General features: G+C 69.9%; 15 protein-coding genes. 12 read left to right on the top strand and 3 right to left on the bottom strand.

Features of this window, described 5'->3' with window-relative positions; translation table 11 throughout:
• Nucleotides 1-138 precede the first annotated feature (138 nt).
• The 3 genes from N5095_RS10395 to N5095_RS10385 are packed head-to-tail and all read left to right on the top strand — an operon-like array spanning nucleotide 139 to nucleotide 2911.
• Entirely contained in the window at nucleotides 139-1023 is an 885-nt protein-coding gene (locus N5095_RS10395) for a hypothetical protein (RefSeq protein ID WP_267622737.1), read from the top strand.
• Between the two features lie 24 nt (nucleotides 1024-1047).
• Complete coding sequence (locus tag N5095_RS10390) at nucleotides 1048-1611, top strand: helix-turn-helix domain-containing protein (RefSeq protein ID WP_267622736.1); 564 nt, start codon at nucleotides 1048-1050, stop codon at nucleotides 1609-1611.
• 13 nt (nucleotides 1612-1624) lie between these two features.
• Nucleotides 1625-2911, top strand: a complete 1287-nt coding sequence (locus N5095_RS10385; RefSeq protein WP_267622735.1) for an alanine--tRNA ligase-related protein — start codon at nucleotides 1625-1627, stop codon at nucleotides 2909-2911.
• Between the two features lie 63 nt (nucleotides 2912-2974).
• On the opposite strand, the gene N5095_RS10380 is transcribed toward N5095_RS10385, so the two are convergent.
• Nucleotides 2975-3973 carry a M48 family metallopeptidase gene (locus tag N5095_RS10380; RefSeq protein ID WP_267622734.1) on the bottom strand — a complete coding sequence of 333 codons (999 nt, stop codon included), beginning with the start codon at nucleotides 3971-3973 and terminating at the stop codon, nucleotides 2975-2977.
• 132 nt (nucleotides 3974-4105) lie between these two features.
• Between N5095_RS10380 and N5095_RS10375 the strand changes: the two genes are divergently transcribed.
• A complete protein-coding gene (locus N5095_RS10375; protein ID WP_267622733.1) occupies nucleotides 4106-5506 on the top strand; it encodes an NAD(P)/FAD-dependent oxidoreductase in 1401 nt (466 codons plus the stop codon).
• Nucleotides 5507-5575: 69 nt separating this feature from the next.
• Here the strand turns inward: N5095_RS10375 and N5095_RS10370 are convergent, their stop codons facing one another.
• Entirely contained in the window at nucleotides 5576-5881 is a 306-nt protein-coding gene (locus N5095_RS10370; protein WP_267622732.1) for a DUF8036 family membrane protein, read from the bottom strand.
• A gap of 265 nt (nucleotides 5882-6146) precedes the next feature.
• On the bottom strand, nucleotides 6147-7469 hold the full coding sequence (locus tag N5095_RS10365) for a ferritin-like domain-containing protein (RefSeq protein ID WP_267622731.1): 1323 nt from the start codon (nucleotides 7467-7469) through the stop codon (nucleotides 6147-6149).
• 334 nt (nucleotides 7470-7803) lie between these two features.
• Here N5095_RS10365 and N5095_RS10360 point away from each other — a divergent pair, with 334 nt between their 5' ends.
• From N5095_RS10360 to N5095_RS10325, 8 genes are all read left to right on the top strand, one after another.
• Nucleotides 7804-10146, top strand: coding sequence for a DEAD/DEAH box helicase (locus N5095_RS10360; protein WP_267622730.1), 2343 nt, complete (start codon nucleotides 7804-7806; stop codon nucleotides 10144-10146).
• Between the two features lie 71 nt (nucleotides 10147-10217).
• Nucleotides 10218-10373, top strand: a complete 156-nt coding sequence (locus N5095_RS10355) for a DUF7563 family protein (protein WP_267622729.1) — start codon at nucleotides 10218-10220, stop codon at nucleotides 10371-10373.
• Between the two features lie 144 nt (nucleotides 10374-10517).
• Entirely contained in the window at nucleotides 10518-11684 is a 1167-nt protein-coding gene (locus N5095_RS10350) for an alpha-1 4-glucan-protein synthase (protein WP_267622728.1), read from the top strand.
• 373 nt (nucleotides 11685-12057) lie between these two features.
• A complete protein-coding gene (locus N5095_RS10345; protein WP_267622727.1) occupies nucleotides 12058-13155 on the top strand; it encodes a CNNM domain-containing protein in 1098 nt (365 codons plus the stop codon).
• A 199-nt stretch (nucleotides 13156-13354) separates the two neighbouring features.
• Nucleotides 13355-14554 carry an extracellular solute-binding protein gene (locus tag N5095_RS10340; RefSeq protein ID WP_267622726.1) on the top strand — a complete coding sequence of 400 codons (1200 nt, stop codon included), beginning with the start codon at nucleotides 13355-13357 and terminating at the stop codon, nucleotides 14552-14554.
• A 19-nt stretch (nucleotides 14555-14573) separates the two neighbouring features.
• On the top strand, nucleotides 14574-16196 hold the full coding sequence (locus N5095_RS10335) for an ABC transporter permease (protein ID WP_267622725.1): 1623 nt from the start codon (nucleotides 14574-14576) through the stop codon (nucleotides 16194-16196).
• A complete protein-coding gene (locus N5095_RS10330; protein ID WP_267622724.1) occupies nucleotides 16186-17418 on the top strand; it encodes an ABC transporter ATP-binding protein in 1233 nt (410 codons plus the stop codon). Before N5095_RS10335 ends, N5095_RS10330 begins: the two co-directional genes overlap by 11 nt.
• A gap of 3 nt (nucleotides 17419-17421) precedes the next feature.
• Complete coding sequence (locus N5095_RS10325) at nucleotides 17422-19713, top strand: DUF7846 domain-containing protein (protein ID WP_267622723.1); 2292 nt, start codon at nucleotides 17422-17424, stop codon at nucleotides 19711-19713.
• The last annotated feature ends 45 nt before the right edge of the window (nucleotides 19714-19758 follow it).

The raw sequence follows: 19758 nt of genomic DNA, 5'->3' as shown, positions 1-19758 counted from the left end.
CCGCCGCCACCGGCGTCGTTCGCGCCGGCCGGCGCCGCCGTCACGACGGGCGGCCGACGGGACGACAGCGACCGAGACAGTCCGCGCTGCCCACCACAACGCTTGAGCCTCGGTGCCGTGATGTGTGGGAGAGGTAGCATGACACGGAAGTCGGTCGTGGCAGTGCTCGTCGTCGTGGTGCTCGCCGGATGCGGGGCCGCGGTCAGCGACGGGGACGGGACGACCGGCGTGGAGGAGTCGACGCCGACCGCGACGCAGACCACGGGTTCGGCGACCGTCGAGACCGGGGGGACGGTGACGTCGACGGTCACGTCTTCCGGCCCCGCCCCGGGAGACGCGGCCGCGGACCTGTCGAGGGAGCGGTCGGGTTCCGGTACGTCGGAGGAGCCCGCGGACGTCGCGAGCGGGAGCGCTTCCGACCGCGGGGAGCCGGTTCGTACGACCGAGTCGACGACGCCCGGCGCCGGCGGGTCGACGACGCTCGCACAGGACCGGATGGAGGTACGCGCCGCGACGGCCGGACGGTCGGTCGTGCTGACGGTGCGGGCGAACACCTCGATGGCGTACGCCGACAGGGAAACGGAGAACCCCGGTGAACCCCTGCTCGTCGTCCTCCACGAGGGGCGACAACTGGTCAGGACGGACCTCGAACGGGGGCCGAACACGGCCGTCGAGGTCGTGATACCGGCCGACGACTTCCCCGCCGGGGTTCGGGGCGGACGGACCGAGGTGACGGTGCGACTGCTCGACCGGGACTCGCTGTTCGACGACCTGCTGGCGACGTGGACCGGGTCGGTCGACGTGCCGGCGCCGGAGACGACGGCTGGGGGCGAAGAATCACCCGCGACAGCGACGACCACGACCAGGGTGCCCTCGACCGCGACGACTGAGGCCGCGACGACCACGACGACCACGACGACCGAGGCCGCGACGGCCGGGACCACCACCGTCGCGACCGCCACCGGGACCGCGACGACGGCCGAATCGACCGCCCGCCGGCTCGGCGGAGCCGCGGAGTTTTAAGTCGGGGACCCGGTACAGGGTGGTATGGCCAAGTACTCCACCGGACGCGGTGGCGGCGACGACGACGGCGACGCCTGCGAACTCTGTGGCAAGGAGAGCGGGAAGCTCCGACGCGCGAACGTGGCGGGGGCGAACCTGCTCGTCTGTCCCGACTGCGCGCCACACGACGACAGCCGGAAGTCGAGCGGCGGCGGGCGCGGTCGTGCCACCGGAAGCGGCGGTGGCGGAAGCGGGGGCGGCGCCGGGAGCGACGACTACGACTCGGGTCCAAAGAGCCGCAAGCAGGAGGTGGCCCAGAAGGCCGCGAAGATGTACGACGCGGGCAAGGGCGACTCGAAGCGCTGGGAGAAGGAGGGGACGAGCTACGAGAAGGACCGACTCCCCTACCTCGTCTCGGACTACGGCGACGTCGTCGAGCAGGCCCGACAGGACGCCGGCCTGACCGTGGAAGACCTCGCCGCCGAACTCGACGTCGACGAGGACGACCTGCTCGCCGTCGAGCAGAACCGGGCGACCCGCGCGGGCGTCGGCGGGTCGGTCATCTCGAAGCTCGAAGACCGTCTCGGCGTCGAACTCGCCGACGAGTAGCGGACTCCATCGCTTGCGGACCGCCGCGCGGACGACGCACACTTTTCCGGACGCGCACCCACGAGAGCGCATGGCACAACTCGCAGCGCTCGAACCCGACGTTCGGGAGTTCGAGGCGACGGCCGACACCGTCGACGGTCGGACGGTCGTCCTCGACCGCACCTACTTCTACGCGGAGAGCGGCGGCCAGCCTGCCGACCGCGGCACCCTCGCCGGCGTCCCGGTCGAGTCCGTTCGGAAAGACGAGGACGGTCACGTCGTCCACGAACTCGCCGAGGCCCCCGACGCCGACGAGGGCGACCGCGTCGTCGGCGTCGTCGACGACGACTTCCGGACGTACACGATGCGGGCACACACCGCCAGTCACGTGCTGTACGGCGCCGGTCGGCACGTCCTCGAGGAGCTCGGCTACGCCGGCTTCGACATCGGCGAGGAGAAGGTTCGCGTCGACTTCGAGACGACGACCGACCTCGACGACTCGGTGCTCGCCGAACTCGAGCGGCTCGTCAACCGCGCCGTCTGGGACTCCCGGGCGGTGACGTGGGAGGAGGTGCCCGTCGCCGAGGCCCAGGAGCGGGAGGGAATCGCCTTCAACACGAAGACCGAGGAGGGCGTGATGGCCGACGACGAGATGGTGCGCGTCGTCACCGTCGGCCCCGTCGAGGGCGAGGCGGACGGCGTCGCGTGGGACGCGGCGGCCTGCGGGGGCACCCACGTCTCGAACACGAGCGAAATCGGCCCGGTCGAACTGCTCGGCCGCTCGAACCCCGGCGAGGGCGTCACCCGCGTCGAGTTCGCGGTCGGCCCGGCCGCCATCGAGCGCCGTCACCGGGTCCGACAGGCCACCGACGCCACGGCTCGTGCCCTCGGGACGAGCGTCGAGGGGATGGCCGACGAGGCCGAACGTCTCCGCGACGAACGCGACGGCCTCGAAGCCGAACTCGCGGACCTCCGCGGGCAGGTGCTCCGGAGCCGTCTGGAGGGGCTGGAGACCGTCGAGCGCGACGGGCGGACGTGGGCGGTCGGCGTCGTTTCCGGGTTCGGCCCGAACGACGTGGGTGACCGCCTCGGCGAGTACGCGGGCGACGTGGCCGACGTGCTCGCCGTCGCCGGGGAACAGGGGTCGACGTTCGTCGTCGTCGCGGTCGGCGACGACGCGACGGACGAGGTGGCCGCCGGTGACGTGGTCGGGGACGTAACCGACGCGTTCGGGGGCGGTGGCGGGGGTGCTGCGTCGTTCGCCCAGGGCGGCGGCCTCGACGCCGACCCCGAGGACGTGGCGGCGTACCTCCGGGAGTGACCCGTCGTTCCCGTTGCTGTCACCGTCGCTGTCCCAATCGTCGTCGCCGTCGACAGCGACGGGCTACTCCCCTCGTTCCTGCGTCCGCGACCGTCGGCGCAGGCGGTCGATTCGCTCGTCTATCGACGGGTGCGTGTCGAACAGCCACGCGAGCGGGAGCCGGCCGAGGCGGTTCGACCCGTCGGACCGGACACGGCCGGGCTCGGCGATGGCGAACGCCGCGACCTCGGTTCGCCGCAGGTCGGTCGACGGACGGTCGCCGAACGCCCGGTCGATTCGCCGGAGCGCGCTGGCGAGCGCCGCCGGGTTCCCGGTCAGAGCCGTCGCCGCGCGGTCCGCGGTGAACTCCCGGCTCCGGGAGAGCGACGCCCAGAGGAGGAACGTACAGAGGGCGACCGGCGCGGCGAACAGGAGTCCGACCGTCACGAGTCCGTCGGCGAGGTCGGCCCGGCTGGCCGTCCCGTGTTGGACGCCGGTCGTCGGACCCGAGAGCAGGTCGAACACGCGTCCTGCGGCTCCGACCGGGAGGGCGGCGGCGGTCAGCACCGCGGTGTCGCGGTTCTTGACGTGTGCGACCTCGTGGGCGACGACGGCTTCGAGCTCGGCTTCGTCGAGGCGTTCGAGCAACCCCTCGCTGAGGACCAGCCGCGACGACCCGGGACGGAACCCGGTGGTGAGCGACAGCGGCGTCCGACTCGGGGTGACGTAGAGGGCGGGAACGGGCGTGTCGGCCTGCTGTGCGACGGCCCGCACGAGCCTCCGGAGTTCGGGTCGGTCGTCCGCGTCGACCGGGGTGGCACCCAGTAGTGCCACCGTGTGCGCCGGCGCCTTTCGTTCGCCGTACACGACCAGCGCCAGCGTCGCGACGGCCACGAGGGCCACGACGAGGAGGACGGCTATGGTCGGGACACCCGTCGTCAGCGTGAGGCTCACCCAGAGAAGGGAGAGCGCGAGCACGACCGCCACCCCGGTCACGACCGCCTCGACGAGGGCGGTGAGGACGAGTGCGAGGAGGGTCGCCGCCATCCGAACCCGTAGGAGGGTGTCTCGGGAACGGGTCACATCCGGCGGTTCGTGACGACGCGAAAAAAGGTGACGGTCGCACGACCGGCCTCGCGGACACCTCGGGGCGACGGTCAGTCACGCCGGCGAACATCCGGACCATTAATAGCCTCGTAGGGCAGGGTACGGAGTATGAAACGCGTCGACGTCGCAATCGTCGGCGGGGGGCCTGCGGGGACGGCGGCAGCACACGCCGCCGCCTCGAACGGCGCCTCCGCGATGGTGCTCGAAAAGGGGGTGCCCCGTGCCGACCGACCCTCGGGGTTGGGGCCGGACTCGACCGACGCCGCCGGCATCCTCGACTACTGGGTAGACATCATGGACATCCACCCCGACGAGTTCCCCGAGGGCGTGCTGTTGCACGAACTCGACCGCGCCGAGTTCGTCGGGCCGAACCGGACGGTGACGATGCGCCACACCGGCATCGAATCGTCCTACGACGAGTTCGGCTACACGTTCCACCGCGCCCGCTTCGACGACTGGCTCCGCGGGCGCTGTGAGGAGGCCGGCGCCGAGTACCACGTCAAGACCTCGGTCAAGGACGTAGAGACCGACCTCGACGCCGCCGGCGGGGAGGCAGAGCCGCGTCATCTCCTCCGCGTGAAGAACGGGACGAACGTCGGCGCGGATTTCCTCGTGCTCGCCGACGGCCCCCAGCGCACCCTCACGATGCCCGTCCTCGACAGGCTGCTCCCAGACGGGAAGAAAGCCTCCGACGTGCTCGGTCCCCGGAAGGCCAACCACATCGCGTACCAGGAACACCGCGAGTTGCCCCCCGAAGTGGCCGAGGAGGTCCGCGGCGCGCTCAAGTTCTGGTGGGGGTACATGCCCGGCCACACCGCCTATCCGTGGGTGTTCCCGAACGACGGCGAGATGGCCCGCGTCGGACTGACCATGCCCATCGGGATGGACTTAGACGAAGTCGAGGGCCGCGAGAAGTACGCCCTGCTCCGCCCGGAGGACGAACGCATCCCGACCGGGAAGGAGTACGTCCGGCGCATCCTCGAACACGAGTACGGCGACGAGTACGACGTCGAGGCCGACTTCCCGCTCGCCGAGGACCGCGGAAAGCGCGGCGGCACCGAGACGTACGCCATCTCCTCGACGCGACCCGTCGACTCGCCGACCGCTGCGGGTATCGCCGTCACCGGCGGGGCGATGGGGGCGACCTCGGCGTTCCACGAAGGTGGGGACCACCTCGCCGTCCGGACGGGCGCCATCGCCGGCGAACTCGCCGCCGCCGGCGACCTCTCGGCGTACAACGACCGCTGGAAGGAGGCCACCGGCGACGAGGTACTCCGCAACGTCTCCTTCGCGGACGTGGTCCACGACTACGGGCCCGACGACTGGGACCGGACGTTCAAGCACGTGAACACCCTCATGACCGACGAGGGGTCGAACGGGCTCATCGACACGAGCAAGGCGGTCGCCGGCTTCGGCGCCGCGAAACTCGCCATCGCCTATAAACGCCGCAAGCGGAAGTTCCGAAACGGGAAGTACGTCCAACTGCGCGAGAGCGACTACGTCGTCTGAGGCGAGGTCGGAGGGCGACTCGGGTCCGGGTCGGGTTCGGGCCGGGTCCGGGGCGGGTCGGTCGCGGATTCAGTCCAGCGTCACCCACGTCAGGAACCCGAGCGCCAGCGTCTCGAGGACGTGGAACAGCAGCATCGCCCGCCACGCGACGGCCGGAACCGCGCTGTCGAACCAGACCGACAGCGTCGGGTCGGCGAGGTAGTAGTACAGCGCGAAGGCGTTCTCGCCGGCGAGGAGGACGGCGAACAGCGACATCCCGAGGGTGTGTTTCGACCGAAACGCGAGGTAGTTTCGCCCCCAGACGGCCACGAGCAGTGCGAGCAGGAGGACGTTGACGGCGGCGGCGACCCGCGCCGCGTCGAGCCAGACGCTCATCGCCTTACCTCCGAGCGACGGGGGCGAACACGGTCGGGTGTGAGTCCGGTCATGGTACGGAAAGAGGGTGGAGGCCACGGGCACAGCGGGGTCCGTGTCGGCCCGACGACGGCCCGACGGCGGCGGCATGGCGAACGCCGCCGTCGGGCCGCCACGGGCCGGGGTCACAGGGCGGCGTGTCGGTCCGGGTGGCACCGTCCGGAGCGACGGGGGACGACAGAGCGAGGCCCTGGGAACGCTCTCAGAGGAGTTCTCGTAGCTCCGATCAGTTCGAGACGATGAACTGGCCGGCTATCTCCTGCACCTCGCTCATCGACTTCGGTTCGTCGACGCCCTTCGGGAACGGCGACTTCGCGTTCACCTCGTTCAGCAGCGCCGCGTGGCGGGCCTCGACGCTGTGGATGCCGATGGCGGCCGCGAACACGTCGTCGTTGGCGACGGTCGGGGCCGCGCCCTTGTAGGCCGCGACGCCGGTGTTCTCGAGCGCGCGGGCGACGCCGAGGAACTCCGAAGGGGTCTCGTAGCCGAAGTCGTACTCCGCCTCCGAGACGGGCGTCCCACCGAGTTGCTTCACGGTCTTCGTGATGGCGTCGACGTGGGCCTTCTCGTGGGCGCCGGCCGTCTGCAGATGCTCCGGCACCATCGTGCGGAACTCCTCGCTGTAGTCCGCGAGCGCGTCACAGTTCGCGATTCGCTCGGCGGAGAACTCCTCCAGACCCTCGCGGTAGAAGGCGTTCTCGAGGTGTTCGAGCGTCAGCGCGTAGTTGAGCACGTCCACGTCGCTCGTGTCGTCCTCCTCCTTGCGCGCCGGCACCGGACGGTCCTCGCTCAGTTCGTAGACGCTCGGGTCGACCTCGCTGGTGACGAACCCGCCGGCGATTTCGAGCACCTCGCTCACCGACTTCGCCTCGTCGACGGCGTTCGGGAACGGCGACGAGGAGTTCACGAGGTTGAGGAAGCTCGCGTGGCGGGCCTCGACGCTGTGGATGCCCGCGGCGACGGTGAGCAACTCCTCGCTCACGATGGAGGGAGCGGCGCCGGCGTAGGCCGCGACACCGGTGTTCTCGAGCGCCTTCGCGACCTGCATGAACTCCGTGGGGGTCTCGTAGCCGAAGTCGTACTCGCCCTCGCCGACCGGGTCGCCGCCGAGGTCCGAGATGGTCGCCGTCAGCGCGTCGACGTGGGCCTTCTCGTGGGCCCCGACCGTCTTCAGGTAGCCGGGCACCTCCATGCGGAGGGACTCGCTGAACGTCGAGAGCGCGTCGGCCTCCATCAGCTCGTCGTTCGAGAACGTCGCCAGCCCGTCGCGGTAGAAGGCGTTCTCGAGGTGTTCGAGCGTCAGCGCGTAGTTGAGAATCGGCACGTCGGGGGCGGCCTGGGGCTCCGACTCGGTCGTCGTCGGCTCCTCGGTCGGCGTGGCCGTCTCGGTCGTCGTCTCCGTCGTGGTCATCTCCTCGGTCGTCGTCTCGCTCGACCCACCGCCGTTCTCGCTACTGCCGGTACACCCGGCGAGGGCGAACGTCGTCGCGGCGGCGGTCGCACCGAGGAAGTTGCGTCGGGTCCGTCGGGGGTTGCCGTTCTGACTCATTGTCCACTCTCGTTGAGCACCTACCCTCCTAAACGGATTTTCCGAGTTTACGCCGGGGTGGTGCCGGAATGCCCCCGAGGTCGCGCGGAACTCTCACCCAGATTCGTCCCGGATTGGTTGATTATAGAGACTGTAGTCGGTTCGTGACGAATTCGACTCGGCGCAGTCCCGTGGCTGGGCGACGCGGTTCACCGAGCGACGAGGTGTCGCCGGCCGACCACGAACCGGTATCGAGGTCTTCGAGCGTCGCGAACACGGAGGCGGCTCAAGAGTCGGCCGAACGGACGGGCGAAACCGTCATACTCGACCGCCCCCGAGCCGAGAACGACTCACCGTGCCCGACACCGACAGCGTCGCCGAGGTCGTCGACTGGCTCCGCGAGCGCCCCTACTACGAGGGGCAGATTGCGGACCACCGCCGCCTCCCGGCTCGCGACCCCGAGTTCGCCGACGTCGACCTCGAACCGCGCCTCGACTCGGCGCTCCAGTCACGCGGCATCGGCCGGCTGTACCGCCACCAAGCCGAGGCCATCGAGGCCGTGCGAGAGGGGAGGAACGTCGTGCTCGCCACCGAGACGGCGAGCGGGAAGAGCCTCGCCTACACCGTCCCGGCGTTCGAGCGGGCGATGGACCACGGCGGGCGAACGCTCTACCTCGGCCCGCAGAACGCGCTCGTCGCCGACCAGGAGGAGACGCTCGACTCCCTCGCCCGCGACCTCGGGTTCGGCTCCCGGGTCTCCGTGGCGCAGTACACAGGCCGACAGTCGAAGACGGAGAAACGGGAGGTGCGCGACCGCGCGCCCACGGTCCTGCTGTCGAACCCCGACATGGTCCACTACGCGCTCCTGCCACACGCCCACCGGCTCTGGGAGTGGTTCTTCGCCTCGCTGGAGACGGTCGTCGTCGACGAGGTCCACACCTACCGGGGCGTGTTCGGGAGCCACGTCGCGCTCACGCTCCGGCGGCTCCAGCGCGTCTGCGAGCGGTTCGGGTCGGACCCGCAGTACGTCTGTTGCTCGGCAACCATCGGCAACCCCGTCGAGCACGCGGCGCGCGTGACGGGTCGGTCGGAGTCGTCGTTCACGCTCGTCGACGAGGACACCTCGGGTCGCGGCCCGCGCCACTGGGTGTTGTGGAACCCGCCCGAGTACCGCGACGCCGACGCGCGAAGCGGCCGGCGACGGTCCTCTCACACCGAGACGAAGCGGCTGTTCGTCGACCTCGTCTCGAAGGACCTCCAGACGTTGACGTTCACGCGGGCGCGACAGGCCGCGGAACGCTACGCCACCGAGAGCTCGACGGAACTCCGAGAGCGGGGCCACCACGACCTCTCGCGTGGGGTCCGGGCGTACCAGGCCGCGCTCAGAAACGAGGAGCGTCGGGAGATAGAGGACGCGCTCCACGCCGGCGACCTGCGGGGCGTGTGGTCGACGAACGCGCTCGAACTCGGCGTCGACGTGGGCGGGCTGGACGCGGTCGTCCTCGACAGCTACCCCGGCACCCGGATGTCCGCGTGGCAGCAGGCCGGGCGGGCCGGACGGGGCGAGGACCCCGCGCTCGTGGTGCTCGTCGGCGGCGAAGACCAGCTGGACCAGTACTTCATGCGCAACCCGGGGGAGTTCTTCGACGGCGACCCGGAGGACGCCGTCTCCGACCCGGAGAACGACGAACTGCTCCCCGACCACGTCGCCAGCGCCGCCGCCGAGAACTGGCTGCAGACGGCGGACGAGGACTACTTCGGGGCGACGTTCCCGGACGTCGTCGCCGACCTCGAGTCCGCCGGCGAACTCGCGCGGCGGGCGACCGACGACGGAACGCGCTGGACGTTCGCCGGCGACGGCAGCCCGCAACACCGAATGAGCCTCCGGAGTATCGACTCCCGGGAGGTGGACCTGCTCGACGCCCGGACGAACGACGTGGTCGCCTCGCTGTCGCTCTCCGACGCCATGCGCGACGCCCACCCCGGCGCCGTCTACCACCAGCAGGGCCAGTCCTACGAGGTGGCCGACCTCGACCTCGACCGCGACGTGGCGAAACTCCAGCCGACGTGGGCGGACTACTACACGAAGACGCTCCACGAGAAGGAGGTCGTCGTCGAGGACGACGTGACCGAGAAGGCCCTCTCCGCGCGACCCGACACGGCGGTGCGCTTCGCCGACGTGACCGTCTCCATCGAGATTACGGGGTTCGAACGCCGAGACGCCGCCAGCGGCGAGACGCTCGGACGAGAGGCGCTCGACCTCCCGAAGACCCACCTCCGGACGAAGGCGCTGTACTTCACCGTCCCGCCGGACGTGGAGCGCGACCTGCTCGGCGAGCACGACCAGTGGGGGTTCGACGGTGGCATCCACGCCGCCGAACACGGGATGATTTCGCTGTTCCCCCTCCACCTGCTCTGTGACCGCGGGGACATCGGCGGGCTGTCGACGCCGTATCACCCGCACACCGAGCGCAGCACGATATTCATCTACGACGGCTATCCCGGCGGCGTGGGTCTCACGCGAGCGGGGTACGGTCGCGTCGAGGAGTTGATGGCGCGGACGGCGACGCTGATCGACGACTGCGACTGCGCCGACGGCTGTCCGTCCTGCGTCCAGTCACCCCAGTGTGGGAACGCGAACGAACCGCTCGCGAAGGCGCCGGCGGTGACGCTGCTCCGGGCGCTGACCGAGGAGTGAGCGGACGGGTTCTCCGGCGGGTTCGCCCACCGACAGATATAGGGTCGACCATCACATTGACACGTAGTGCCATGCCGGAATGCCTCAACTGCGGCGGCTTCGTGACGGAGAAGTACGTCAGAGTGTTCGCACCGGACGGGTTCACGGACGTGCGGGTGTGCCCAGGATGCGAAGACGTGGTCCGAGACGGCGCGTCGGTCCGCGAGGCGCGCTCGAAGCGCGTCTAGCCGGACGCTGACGCGACAGAGACAGGGGAAACGCTCGCGTCGCGGGGTTTTTTCTTCGTCCGTTAGCCCCCGGTCCGCCGGCACGTCGGGAGCCGTCGACCCAAAACGAAAGTAGTTTTAGGTAGGCCTAAAGATACACACCCGATGAGCCGCGACATCTGCGTCGTCGTGCCGACGATCCGCGAGTACGAGTGTATCCGCTCGTACGTCGCCAACGCCCGTCGGCACGGGTTCGACCTCGACCGCCTCTTTTTCGTGTTGGTTACGGAGGACTTCTGTGACACCGAATCGATGGAGACCATGCTCGAGGAGGAGGGCGTCGAAGGCGTCGTCTTCGACGGGTCGGCACGCGAGGCCTGGTACGAAGCCCACGGCGTGAGCGAGTACGCTCACGTCGTCCCGGCCGCCAGCCACGCCGAGACGAGTTTCGGCCTCTTGTACCTCTGGGCGAACGAGGGGTTCGAGTACGGCGTGTTCATCGACGACGACACGCTCCCGCACGACGAGTGGGACTTCTTCGGTCGCCACATGGAGAACCTCGCCTTCGAGGGGGAGCTGGAGAGCGTCCGCTCGGACGAGAACTGGGTGAACGTCCTCTATCAGAACGCCGAGGAGCACGGGCTCTACCCCCGTGGGTACCCCTACGGCGCGATGGACGAGACCGTCGAGACGCACACCCGAGAGGTCGGCGACGTGGTCGCCTCGCAGGGGCTGTGGACGAACGTCCCCGACCTCGACGCCGTCCGCATCCTGATGGACGGCGACCTGGAGGGGCAGGCCCAGACGCGGACCACGAAGGAGGACTTCGCGGGCGACTTCGTCGTCGACCCCGGGCAGTACCTCACGGTCTGTTCGATGAACCTCGCCTTCGAGCGGGAGGTGGTCCCCGCGTTCTACCAACTTCCGATGGACGACAACGAGTGGGACGTGGGCCGTTTCGACGACATCTGGTCGGGCGTGTTCCTCAAGCGCGCGGCCGACGTGCTCGGCAAGGAGATTCTGACGGGGTACCCTCTCTGTGAGCACAACAAGGCGGCCCGACCCACGTTCGACGACCTGAACAACGAGGTGCCCGGGCTCCAGCTGAACGAACACCTCTGGAAACATATCGACGACGTGGGCGGGGACGCGGATTCGTATGCAGAGGTGTTTCGGGCGATGGCGGACGAACTCGCCGAGGACGACTTCGAGGAGTACGCGAACGGGGAGTTCTTCAACTACGTCGGCGAGCACATGCGCGACTGGCTCGCGTGCCTCGAGCAGTTGGAGGCGGTGGACGCGAGTCCCGAGCCGGTGCCGGCAGACGACTGAGCGCAACGACGGCCGGCCACAGGGGCCGGCCGACTCGCTGACGCGGTGGTGTTGCAGACTACAAACGGACGATTCGCCCGGAACGACCGCATCCGCGGCGCCCCCGTGGCGCCGCGACGTGCCGTCGCGAAGGTGCGACTGAGCGCAACGACGAGCACGCGTTCAGGCGTGCTCGTCTCGCTGACGCGCTGGTGTGAGCGTGAATAGCGGGTGTCCCGTCGCCTCGGGTTCGACGTCTGCGTGGTAGCCCCCGATGTCACCGTCCGTTTCGAGTCGTCGGGTTCGGTGTCGGGACGACAGTCCCGTATTTCCGTGGCGAGACGAGCCAGCACATACTAACCCGTCTAGCGTGAACGAGGAGGTATCGAAATCGATGAATCCAGCTGAGATCGGCCTCCGACTCGTCGCGGGTGTACTACTCATCCTCGCGAACGGTTTCTTCGTCGCGATCGAGTTCGCGCTGACGCGAGCGAGACAGTTCACCGAGGACGAGTTCGTCGACGGCAACCCCAAGCTCGAACGCGCGTGGGAGATGACGCAGGACCTCGAGCTGTATCTCACCACCTGCCAGGTCGGAATCACCGCGTCGAGCATCGCCGTCGGTATCGTCGCCGAACCGGCGCTGGCCGCTCTCTTCGAACCCCTGTTCGGCGGGACGTGGCTCGCGAGCGTCGGCGCCGGAGCGCTCATCGCGTACTTCATCATCAACCTCATCCACCTGACCCACGGCGAGCAGACGCCGACGTACCTCGGGGTCGAGCGGTCCCGTTGGGTCTGTCGGTACGGTGCGGCGCCGCTGTACTGGTTCTACGTCGTCATCTCCCCGCTCATCACGTTCGGCGACAAGATCGCCAAGTGGACGCTGCGCCTGTTCGGTATCGAGATGACCGGGGCGTGGCTGGAAGCCGAAGAGGACGCCATCGAGAGCCGGGCGCAGTTCCGTAATCGGGTGAGCTCCCTGCTGAAGCGCGGCGAAATCTCGGGCGAGCGCCACGACGAGATTCTCAACGCGTTGGAGGCGGGGACCATCCAGGTCCGCGACGTGATGGTCGACGAGCCGGAGGTCGTCTTCCTCTCGTCCGACGACTCGGTCGAGACCAACCTCGAGCGCGTCTCCGAGACGCCACACACGCGCTACCCGCTCCTGAGTGCCGGCGACGAGGAGTTCGAGGGGGTCGTCTACGTCCCGAGCGTCGTCAGCCACATCGAGGAGTTGAAAGCCGGCGACATCGAGTTCGCCGACATCGCGACGGCACCGATGACGATTTCGGCGGAGACGACCGTCAGCGACGCCATCGACGAGTTCCAGGCCGAACACCAGGAGCTGGCCCTCGTTCTGTCCGAGGGCGAGGTCGTCGGACTGCTGACCGCGACCGACGCGATGGAGGCCGTGATGGGCGAGCTCGAGGACCCGCTCGATAGAGCGAACCCCTCCGGACGGACCGGTCGGGGGCAACCGTCCCTCGACTGAGGGTCTCCGCGGGACACTCTCCGATTCACACCGGAACTTCCAGACGGAGGACAGCTCCGAATCTGTCCGTATCGCCGGTCCGGGACGGTCTCGGGGGGCTCTTCCCCCGGTTTCTCGGCCGCCGCCGTGGTGCTCTCGCTCGACTCGTCGCTCCGCCGAACCGGCAGCTATAAGTGATTTAGGCCGGCCTAAAACAACTATGACGAACGACGGCGAGCAACGCTGTCGGAGCCGGCGGCGGTTCCTGGCAGCGGCCTCGACGGCCGGAATCGCAGGATTGGCTGGATGTAACGGGCTCTTCGGTTCGGGCGGGGAGAGCACGACGACGAGCACGGGCAACGGCTCGGGGACGGGGAACGCCACGAACGGCACCGCCGGAAGCGCCGGGCAGATCGGCTCCGGGCGGTCGCCGTTCGGCGACCGGAACCTCGAGGGCGGCGTTTCGATGGCGGAGATGCCCGAGCTCTCCGGCGAGCTGACCCTCTACTCCGGGCGCGGCGAGCCGCTCGTCGGGACGCTCATCGAGTACATCGAGGAGCTGTACCCCGACTTCGCCGTCCGGACGAAGTACGGCTCCGCCATCGAACTCGTCAACCTCATCCAGACGGAGGGGCAGTCGAGCCCGGCGGACGTGTTCTTCTCGGTCAACGCGGGCGCGCTCGGTCAGCTCGCGAACGCCGGACGGACGACGTCGCTTCCGGAGGAGATACTCGACTTCGTCCCCCAGGAGTTCCGCGACCCGAGCGGCAACTGGGTCGGCACCTCCGGGCGAGCGCGCTCGGTGCCGTACAACACGAACCAGTTCTCCGAGTCGGACATCCCGACGAAGATTATGGAGTTCCCGAACACCGAGGCGCTCCAGGGACAGATGGGGTGGGCGCCGACGTACTCCTCCTTCCAGGCGTTCATCACGGCCATGCGTATCCTGGAGGGCGAGGACGCGACCCGACAGTGGCTGAACGGGATGCAGGAGCTCGGCGTCCAGCAGTACAACGACGAGTTCCTCGTCTCGCAGGCGGTCGCCGACGGCGAGCTCGCCGCCGGGTTCGCGAACCACTACTACACCCTGCGGGTGCAGGCCGGTCGGGCGAACGCCCCCATCGCGCTCGCGTTCACCGAGAACGACGCCGGCTCGGTGTTCAACGTCGCCGGCGGCGCCGTCGTCGACACCGCGAGCGACGACACGCTGGCGGCGAACTTCGTCCGACATCTGCTCTCGGCGGAGGCACAGGACTACTTCGCCCGGGAGACCTACGAGTACCCGACGGTCCCCGAAATCGAGCCGCTCGGTCGGCTCCCCGCCATCGACCAGCTCAGCCCGCCCGAGGAGCTGGACCTCACGCAGCTCTCCGAGCTGGAGGAGACCGTGTCGCTCTTACGTGACGTGGGCGTCCTGTGAAGTGACGTAACACCGAACTATGGGCACCGAACGTCGAACCTCGACCGCGACCGCGTCCGACGCCGACGAGGCGAGCGGCCGCGGCGACTCCCTCCCGCTGGCGCCGACGCTGGCGAGTGCGGCCGTCGCCGCCGCCGTCCTCCTGCCGCTCGTCTGGCTGGTCCGGCGCGCGCTCGACGTTCCGACGACCGAACTGCTCCCCCTGTTCTCTCGCAGCACCGAGTTCGTCGCCAACAGTCTCGCGCTCGTGGCGGCGACGACGGTCGCGTCGCTCCTCATCGGCGTCCCGCTCGCGTACCTCACGGTGCGTACGGACCTCCCGTTCAAGCGGGGGTTCACCGTCGCCGCCTCGCTCCCCCTCGTCATCCCGAGCTACATCGGCGCGTTCGCGTTCGTCTCGGCGCTCGGACCGCGGGGCATCGCCCAGCGCGCGCTCGGCGTCGAGTCGCTCCCCTCTATCTACGGGTTCGGGGGCGCGGCGCTGGTGATGACGCTGTACACCTACCCCTACGTGTACATCACCGTCCGCGCCGCGCTGAAGTCGATGGACACGACGCTCATCGACGCCGCGCGGACGCTGAAGCAGTCGCGCTGGGAGGCGTTCAAGCGCGTCACCGTCCCCCAGATTCGGCCGGCGGCGGCCGCAGGTGCGCTGCTGGTCGCGCTGTACACCCTCTCGGACTTCGGGACGCCCGCCATCATGCGCTTCGACGCGATGACGCGGGAGGTGTACCTCGCGTTCAACTCCTTCGACCGGGACCTCGCGGGGCTCCTCTCGCTCCAACTCGTCGGCGTGACGCTGTTCATTCTCGCACTGGAGTCGTGGGTCCGCGGCGGCGACCCGCTCCACTCGGGCCGACAGGGCGGCCGCACGGACGACGTGGTCCGTCTCGGGAAGTGGAAGCTCCCGGCGATGCTCGCAACGGCCGCGGTGCCCGCACTCGCGCTGGTCGTCCCGCTCGCCGTCCTGCTGGGCTGGTGGGCGGCCGGGACGACGGACACCGGCGCGTCGCTGGCGCTGACGCCGTCACACGTGTTCAACTCCGTCGGCGTCGCCGGCGCCGCCGCGCTGGTCGCGGCGCTGGCGGGGTTGCCGGTGGCGTACCTCTCGGCGCGCTATCGGTCCAAACTGGCGGGCGTCTTCGACCGCGCGACGTACGTCGGCTACGCGGTCCCGGGTGTCGCGCTCGGGCTGGCGCTCGTCTACCTCGGCACCGAGGTGTCGGGCGTCCTCCCCATCTACCAGACCGTCTGGCTGCTGGTGTTCGCGTACCTCGTGCGCTTCCTCCCGCAGGCCGTCGGCTCGATGCGCGCCTCGTTCCTGCGCGTGAACCCGGCGCTCCCCGAGGCCGCCCGCACGCTGGGGCGTACCTCGGTCGGTGCGTTTCGGTCGGTGACGATGCCGCTCATCGCGCCGGGCGTCGTCGGCGGCGCCGCGCTCGTGTTTCTCACGACGATGAAGGAGCTTCCGGCGACGCTGATGCTCGCACCCCCCGGCTTCGAGACGCTCGTCCTCCGGGTGTGGGCGGCATACGACCAGGGGTACTTCGGCTACGCGGCGGTCCCGGCGCTCGTGCTGCTCGGCGTCTCGGGGCTCTCGATGCTGGTCATCATCTCTCAGGAGGGTTACGATGTCAAGTGAACTCACGCGGAAGACTGACGTACTGAACGAGACCGACGTAAGCGACGCCGTGCTCGAACTCGACGGCGTCTCGAAGCGATTCGGGAGCGAGACCGTCATCGACGACATGTCGCTGTCGGTGCGCGAGGGGGAGATCGTCACCCTCCTCGGCCCCTCGGGCTGTGGGAAGACCACCACCCTGCGGCTCGTCTCGGGGCTCGAACGCCCCGACGGCGGCGACATTCGGCTCCGCGGGGAGTCCGTGGCCGGCTCGGGCTCGTTCGTCGCCCCCGAACAGCGAGGCGTCGGCGTCGTCTTCCAGGAGTTCGCGCTGTTTCCCCACCTCACGGCTCGCGAGAACATCGCCTTCGGGCTGAAGGAGTGGCCGGCCGACGAGCGCGAGGCCCGCGTCGACGAGATGCTGTCGCTCGTCGGCCTCGAAGACCAGCACGACTCCCACCCGAGCGAGCTATCGGGGGGACAACAACAGCGCGTCGCCCTCGCGCGCTCGCTCGCCCCCGAACCGGAGATGCTGCTGCTCGACGAGCCGTTCTCGAACCTCGACGTGGACCTGCGCGTGAAGATGCGCGAGGAGGTACGGAGAATCCTGAAGGAGGCCGGCGTCACCGCCGTCTCCGTCACCCACGACCAGGAGGAGGCGCTCTCGATTTCGGACCGCGTCGCCGTCGTCAACGACGGCCGCATCGAGCAGATCGGCACGCCCGAGGGGGTGTTTCAGCACCCCGAGTCCCGCTTCGTCGCGGGCTTCCTCGGCCACGCCAGCTTCCTCTCGGCGACGGTCGACGGCGGTACCGTCCGAACCGGCGTCGGCTCGCTCCCGCGCGACCAGATTCACGGCCTCGCACCGGAGTACGACGACACCGACATCGACGTGCTCGTCCGCCCGGACGACGTGAGCGCGACGCCCGTCGCCGTCGCCGACGGCGACCGTTCCGGTGAGGCCGCCGAGACCGCCGCGAACGGCCGCGTCGTCTCCCGGCGCTACCTCGGGCCGACCATCCTCTACGAGGTGGAACTCGACAACGGCGACCGCGTCCAGTGCATGCACAACCACGACGACCAGGTCGACCTCGACACCCCGGTCACGGTCTCGGTCGAATCCGACCACGAACTCTCGTGGTTCCCGGCCGAACAGCGCGCCGACGGCGGCGCCGACACGACGGCCGTGGCCGGCGCCGGGGCGGACGGGCCGGACCCGACCGAGACGCCGGCCGACGACTGACCGATGGGCGGTGCAGGTGAGGAGACTGGTGACGGCTCCGTCGACGTCCTCCCGGCGCGTCTCCGTGGTGCGGTTCCGACCCGACTGCGCGGGGCGACCGGCGCCCGCCTGTTGGCCGCCGCCGTCTCCCTCCTCGCGGCCGTCCTCGTCCTCTGGTTCGCGACCGACCTGTTCGCCTACCGGTCGGTGAACGACGACGAGGGGGTCTACCTCTACCAGGCCGCGATGCTCCTCGAGGGACGGCTGTTCCTCCACCCCCCCGAAGCCGCCGCGTCGCAACTCCGCCCGTGGTTCTTCGTCGTCGACCGCGCGGGCGACGGGCTCCGGATGTACCCGAAGTACTCGCCCGTCGCCGCCGGGGTCTTCGCGCTCGGGAAGGCGGTCACCGGGAGCTTCGCCGCCGCGCTCGTCGCCGTCGCCGCCGGGAGCACGGCGCTCGTCTACGCCGTCTCGGCGGCGGCGACCGACCGCCGGACCGGGCTGGTCGCCGCGCTCGCGCTGGTCGGCTCCCCGCTCTTTCTCGTCTCCTCGTCGGTGTTCCTCTCGTACGCGCCGACGACGTTCCTGAACCTCGCCTTCGCCTACGGCTACGTCAGAGCGGCGCGGGCCGACCGCCTCGGCGCGGTCCCGCGACGGGCACTCGGCTGGGGGGTTCTCGCGGGCGTCGCCGTCGGCCTCGCCGCCTTCTCCCGACCCTTCACCGCCCTGCTGTTCGCGCTCCCCTTCGTGTTCCACGCGGTCGCCGTCCTCGCGCGGGCGTGGCGGACCGGCGGCGTCGACCGACTCCGCACCGCGCTCCCGCGCTACCTCGCGGTCGGCGTCCCCGGGACCCTCTTCGTCGGCGTCACCTTCGCGTACAACGTCGTCGTCACCGGCGACCCGTTCGTCTTCCCCTACATGGCGTTCGGCCCGCAGGACGGCATCGGGTTCGGCTACCACGAGCTCCTGAACTACGGCGTCGACTACACGCCCGCCCTCGCCGCCGAGACGACCGTCGAGGTGGTCGAGGAGCTCCTCGTCGACTGGTTCGTCGCCGGCACCGTAGGGGTGGCCCTCGCCGCGGTCGGCCTCGCGTGGGTCGTCGTCGACGCTGGCCGGGCGTGGCTCTCCCTCGCCCGGCGGCGCCGGAAGGAGGACGGGCGACTCCCGCTCCCGACCGCCTCCCTCGCCGGCATGAGCGACCGGGAGGTCCGCGTCGTCGTCCTCGCGCTCGTCCCCAGCGTCGTCCTCGGCGAGGCGTACTTCTGGGGGACGCTCAACGGGCTCCGTAACGACCTCATCGAACTGCTCGGCCCGTACTACCACTTCGACCTGCTCCTGCCGCTCTCGCTGTTCGTCGCCGTCGGCGTCGTCGCTCTCACCCGTGGGCTCTTTCGGGCCGTTCACCGCCTCCGCGACGACCCTCGGCAGGTGCGCGCGCTCGTCCTCGTCGCGCTCCTGCTCGCGGCGCCGGTCGTCGCGAGCGCCGAGGCGGGCGTGCTCGCCGAACCGCTCACGGAACACCGCGAGCGCACGGAGAACCTCGAAACCGCCTACGAGCCCATCGAGCGCGCCGACTTCGAGCACGCCCTCGTCTTCACCCCCGACACGTACGGCGACTGGCAGGCCCACCCGTTCCAGCACCTCCGGTCGGACCCGGGGTACGACGGCGAGGTCGTGTACGCGACCGACGGCGGGCCCGCCGACGACTTCGCCGTGCTCTCCGCGTTCGGGAACCGGACACCCTACCGCTACACCTACCGGGGCGAGTGGGCGGGGGCGACCCGGGCCGTAAACCCCGAACTGGAGCGTCTGCGGGTGCTCCGGGGGGAGCGCGTCCGGGCGAGCACGACCTTCGGCGTCCCGACCGGGGCGACGAGCGCGTCGGTGCGACTGGAGACCGCCGACGGCGACGCTGGGTCGGAGTCGGGGGCGACGTACGCCCGCTACCGCGTCGGCGACCTGTCCGACCGGGAGTCGCTGACCGTGAACTGGTCCGTCTCCCCGGACCGCACGCGCGTGCGGAACCTGCCGTTCGCGGCCGGGAGCGAGTCGCTCGCTCCGCCGCCGGGCGCCAGCGAGGTGGACCTCGTCGTCACCTTCGTCGGCACCGGCGGGTCGACGGTGACTTACCGACAGGAGCTGACGGTCGAGCGCTCCGAGGGGTCGATTCGGGCCGTCTGGCCGCCCGAGACGCGCGTGTGCCGACTGACGACCGAGTGCGGACGCGAGGGGACGTACGTCGGCCCCGACGGCGACTACGTCTCCGGGGTGTCTGTAGAGGCGTCGGCGCGGGCGACGAACGAATCCAGCTAAGGGTTCGGCGCGTGGCGGACGTTTCCGCTCCCGGAACCCTTTTGC

Source organism: Halobium salinum (assembly GCF_026586625.1).
Classification (GTDB): Archaea; Halobacteriota; Halobacteria; order Halobacteriales; family Haloferacaceae; genus Halobium; species Halobium salinum.
This window is presented reverse-complemented; position numbering and strand designations above follow the sequence as displayed.

Excerpts from the sequence above, each read along its gene's own strand:
- N5095_RS10395 (WP_267622737.1), top strand. The coding sequence starts at position 139 with ATGACACGGAAGTCGGTCGTGGCAGTGCTCGTCGTCGTGGTGCTCGCC.
- N5095_RS10390 (WP_267622736.1), top strand. The coding sequence starts at position 1,048 with ATGGCCAAGTACTCCACCGGACGCGGTGGCGGCGACGACGACGGCGAC.
- N5095_RS10375 (WP_267622733.1), top strand. The coding sequence starts at position 4,106 with ATGAAACGCGTCGACGTCGCAATCGTCGGCGGGGGGCCTGCGGGGACG.
- N5095_RS10370 (WP_267622732.1), bottom strand. The coding sequence starts at position 5,881 with ATGAGCGTCTGGCTCGACGCGGCGCGGGTCGCCGCCGCCGTCAACGTC.
- N5095_RS10365 (WP_267622731.1), bottom strand. The coding sequence starts at position 7,469 with ATGAGTCAGAACGGCAACCCCCGACGGACCCGACGCAACTTCCTCGGT.
- N5095_RS10355 (WP_267622729.1), top strand. The coding sequence starts at position 10,218 with ATGCCGGAATGCCTCAACTGCGGCGGCTTCGTGACGGAGAAGTACGTC.
- N5095_RS10350 (WP_267622728.1), top strand. The coding sequence starts at position 10,518 with ATGAGCCGCGACATCTGCGTCGTCGTGCCGACGATCCGCGAGTACGAG.
- N5095_RS10345 (WP_267622727.1), top strand. The coding sequence starts at position 12,058 with ATGAATCCAGCTGAGATCGGCCTCCGACTCGTCGCGGGTGTACTACTC.
- N5095_RS10340 (WP_267622726.1), top strand. The coding sequence starts at position 13,355 with ATGACGAACGACGGCGAGCAACGCTGTCGGAGCCGGCGGCGGTTCCTG.
- N5095_RS10335 (WP_267622725.1), top strand. The coding sequence starts at position 14,574 with ATGGGCACCGAACGTCGAACCTCGACCGCGACCGCGTCCGACGCCGAC.
- N5095_RS10330 (WP_267622724.1), top strand. The coding sequence starts at position 16,186 with ATGTCAAGTGAACTCACGCGGAAGACTGACGTACTGAACGAGACCGAC.
- N5095_RS10325 (WP_267622723.1), top strand. The coding sequence starts at position 17,422 with ATGGGCGGTGCAGGTGAGGAGACTGGTGACGGCTCCGTCGACGTCCTC.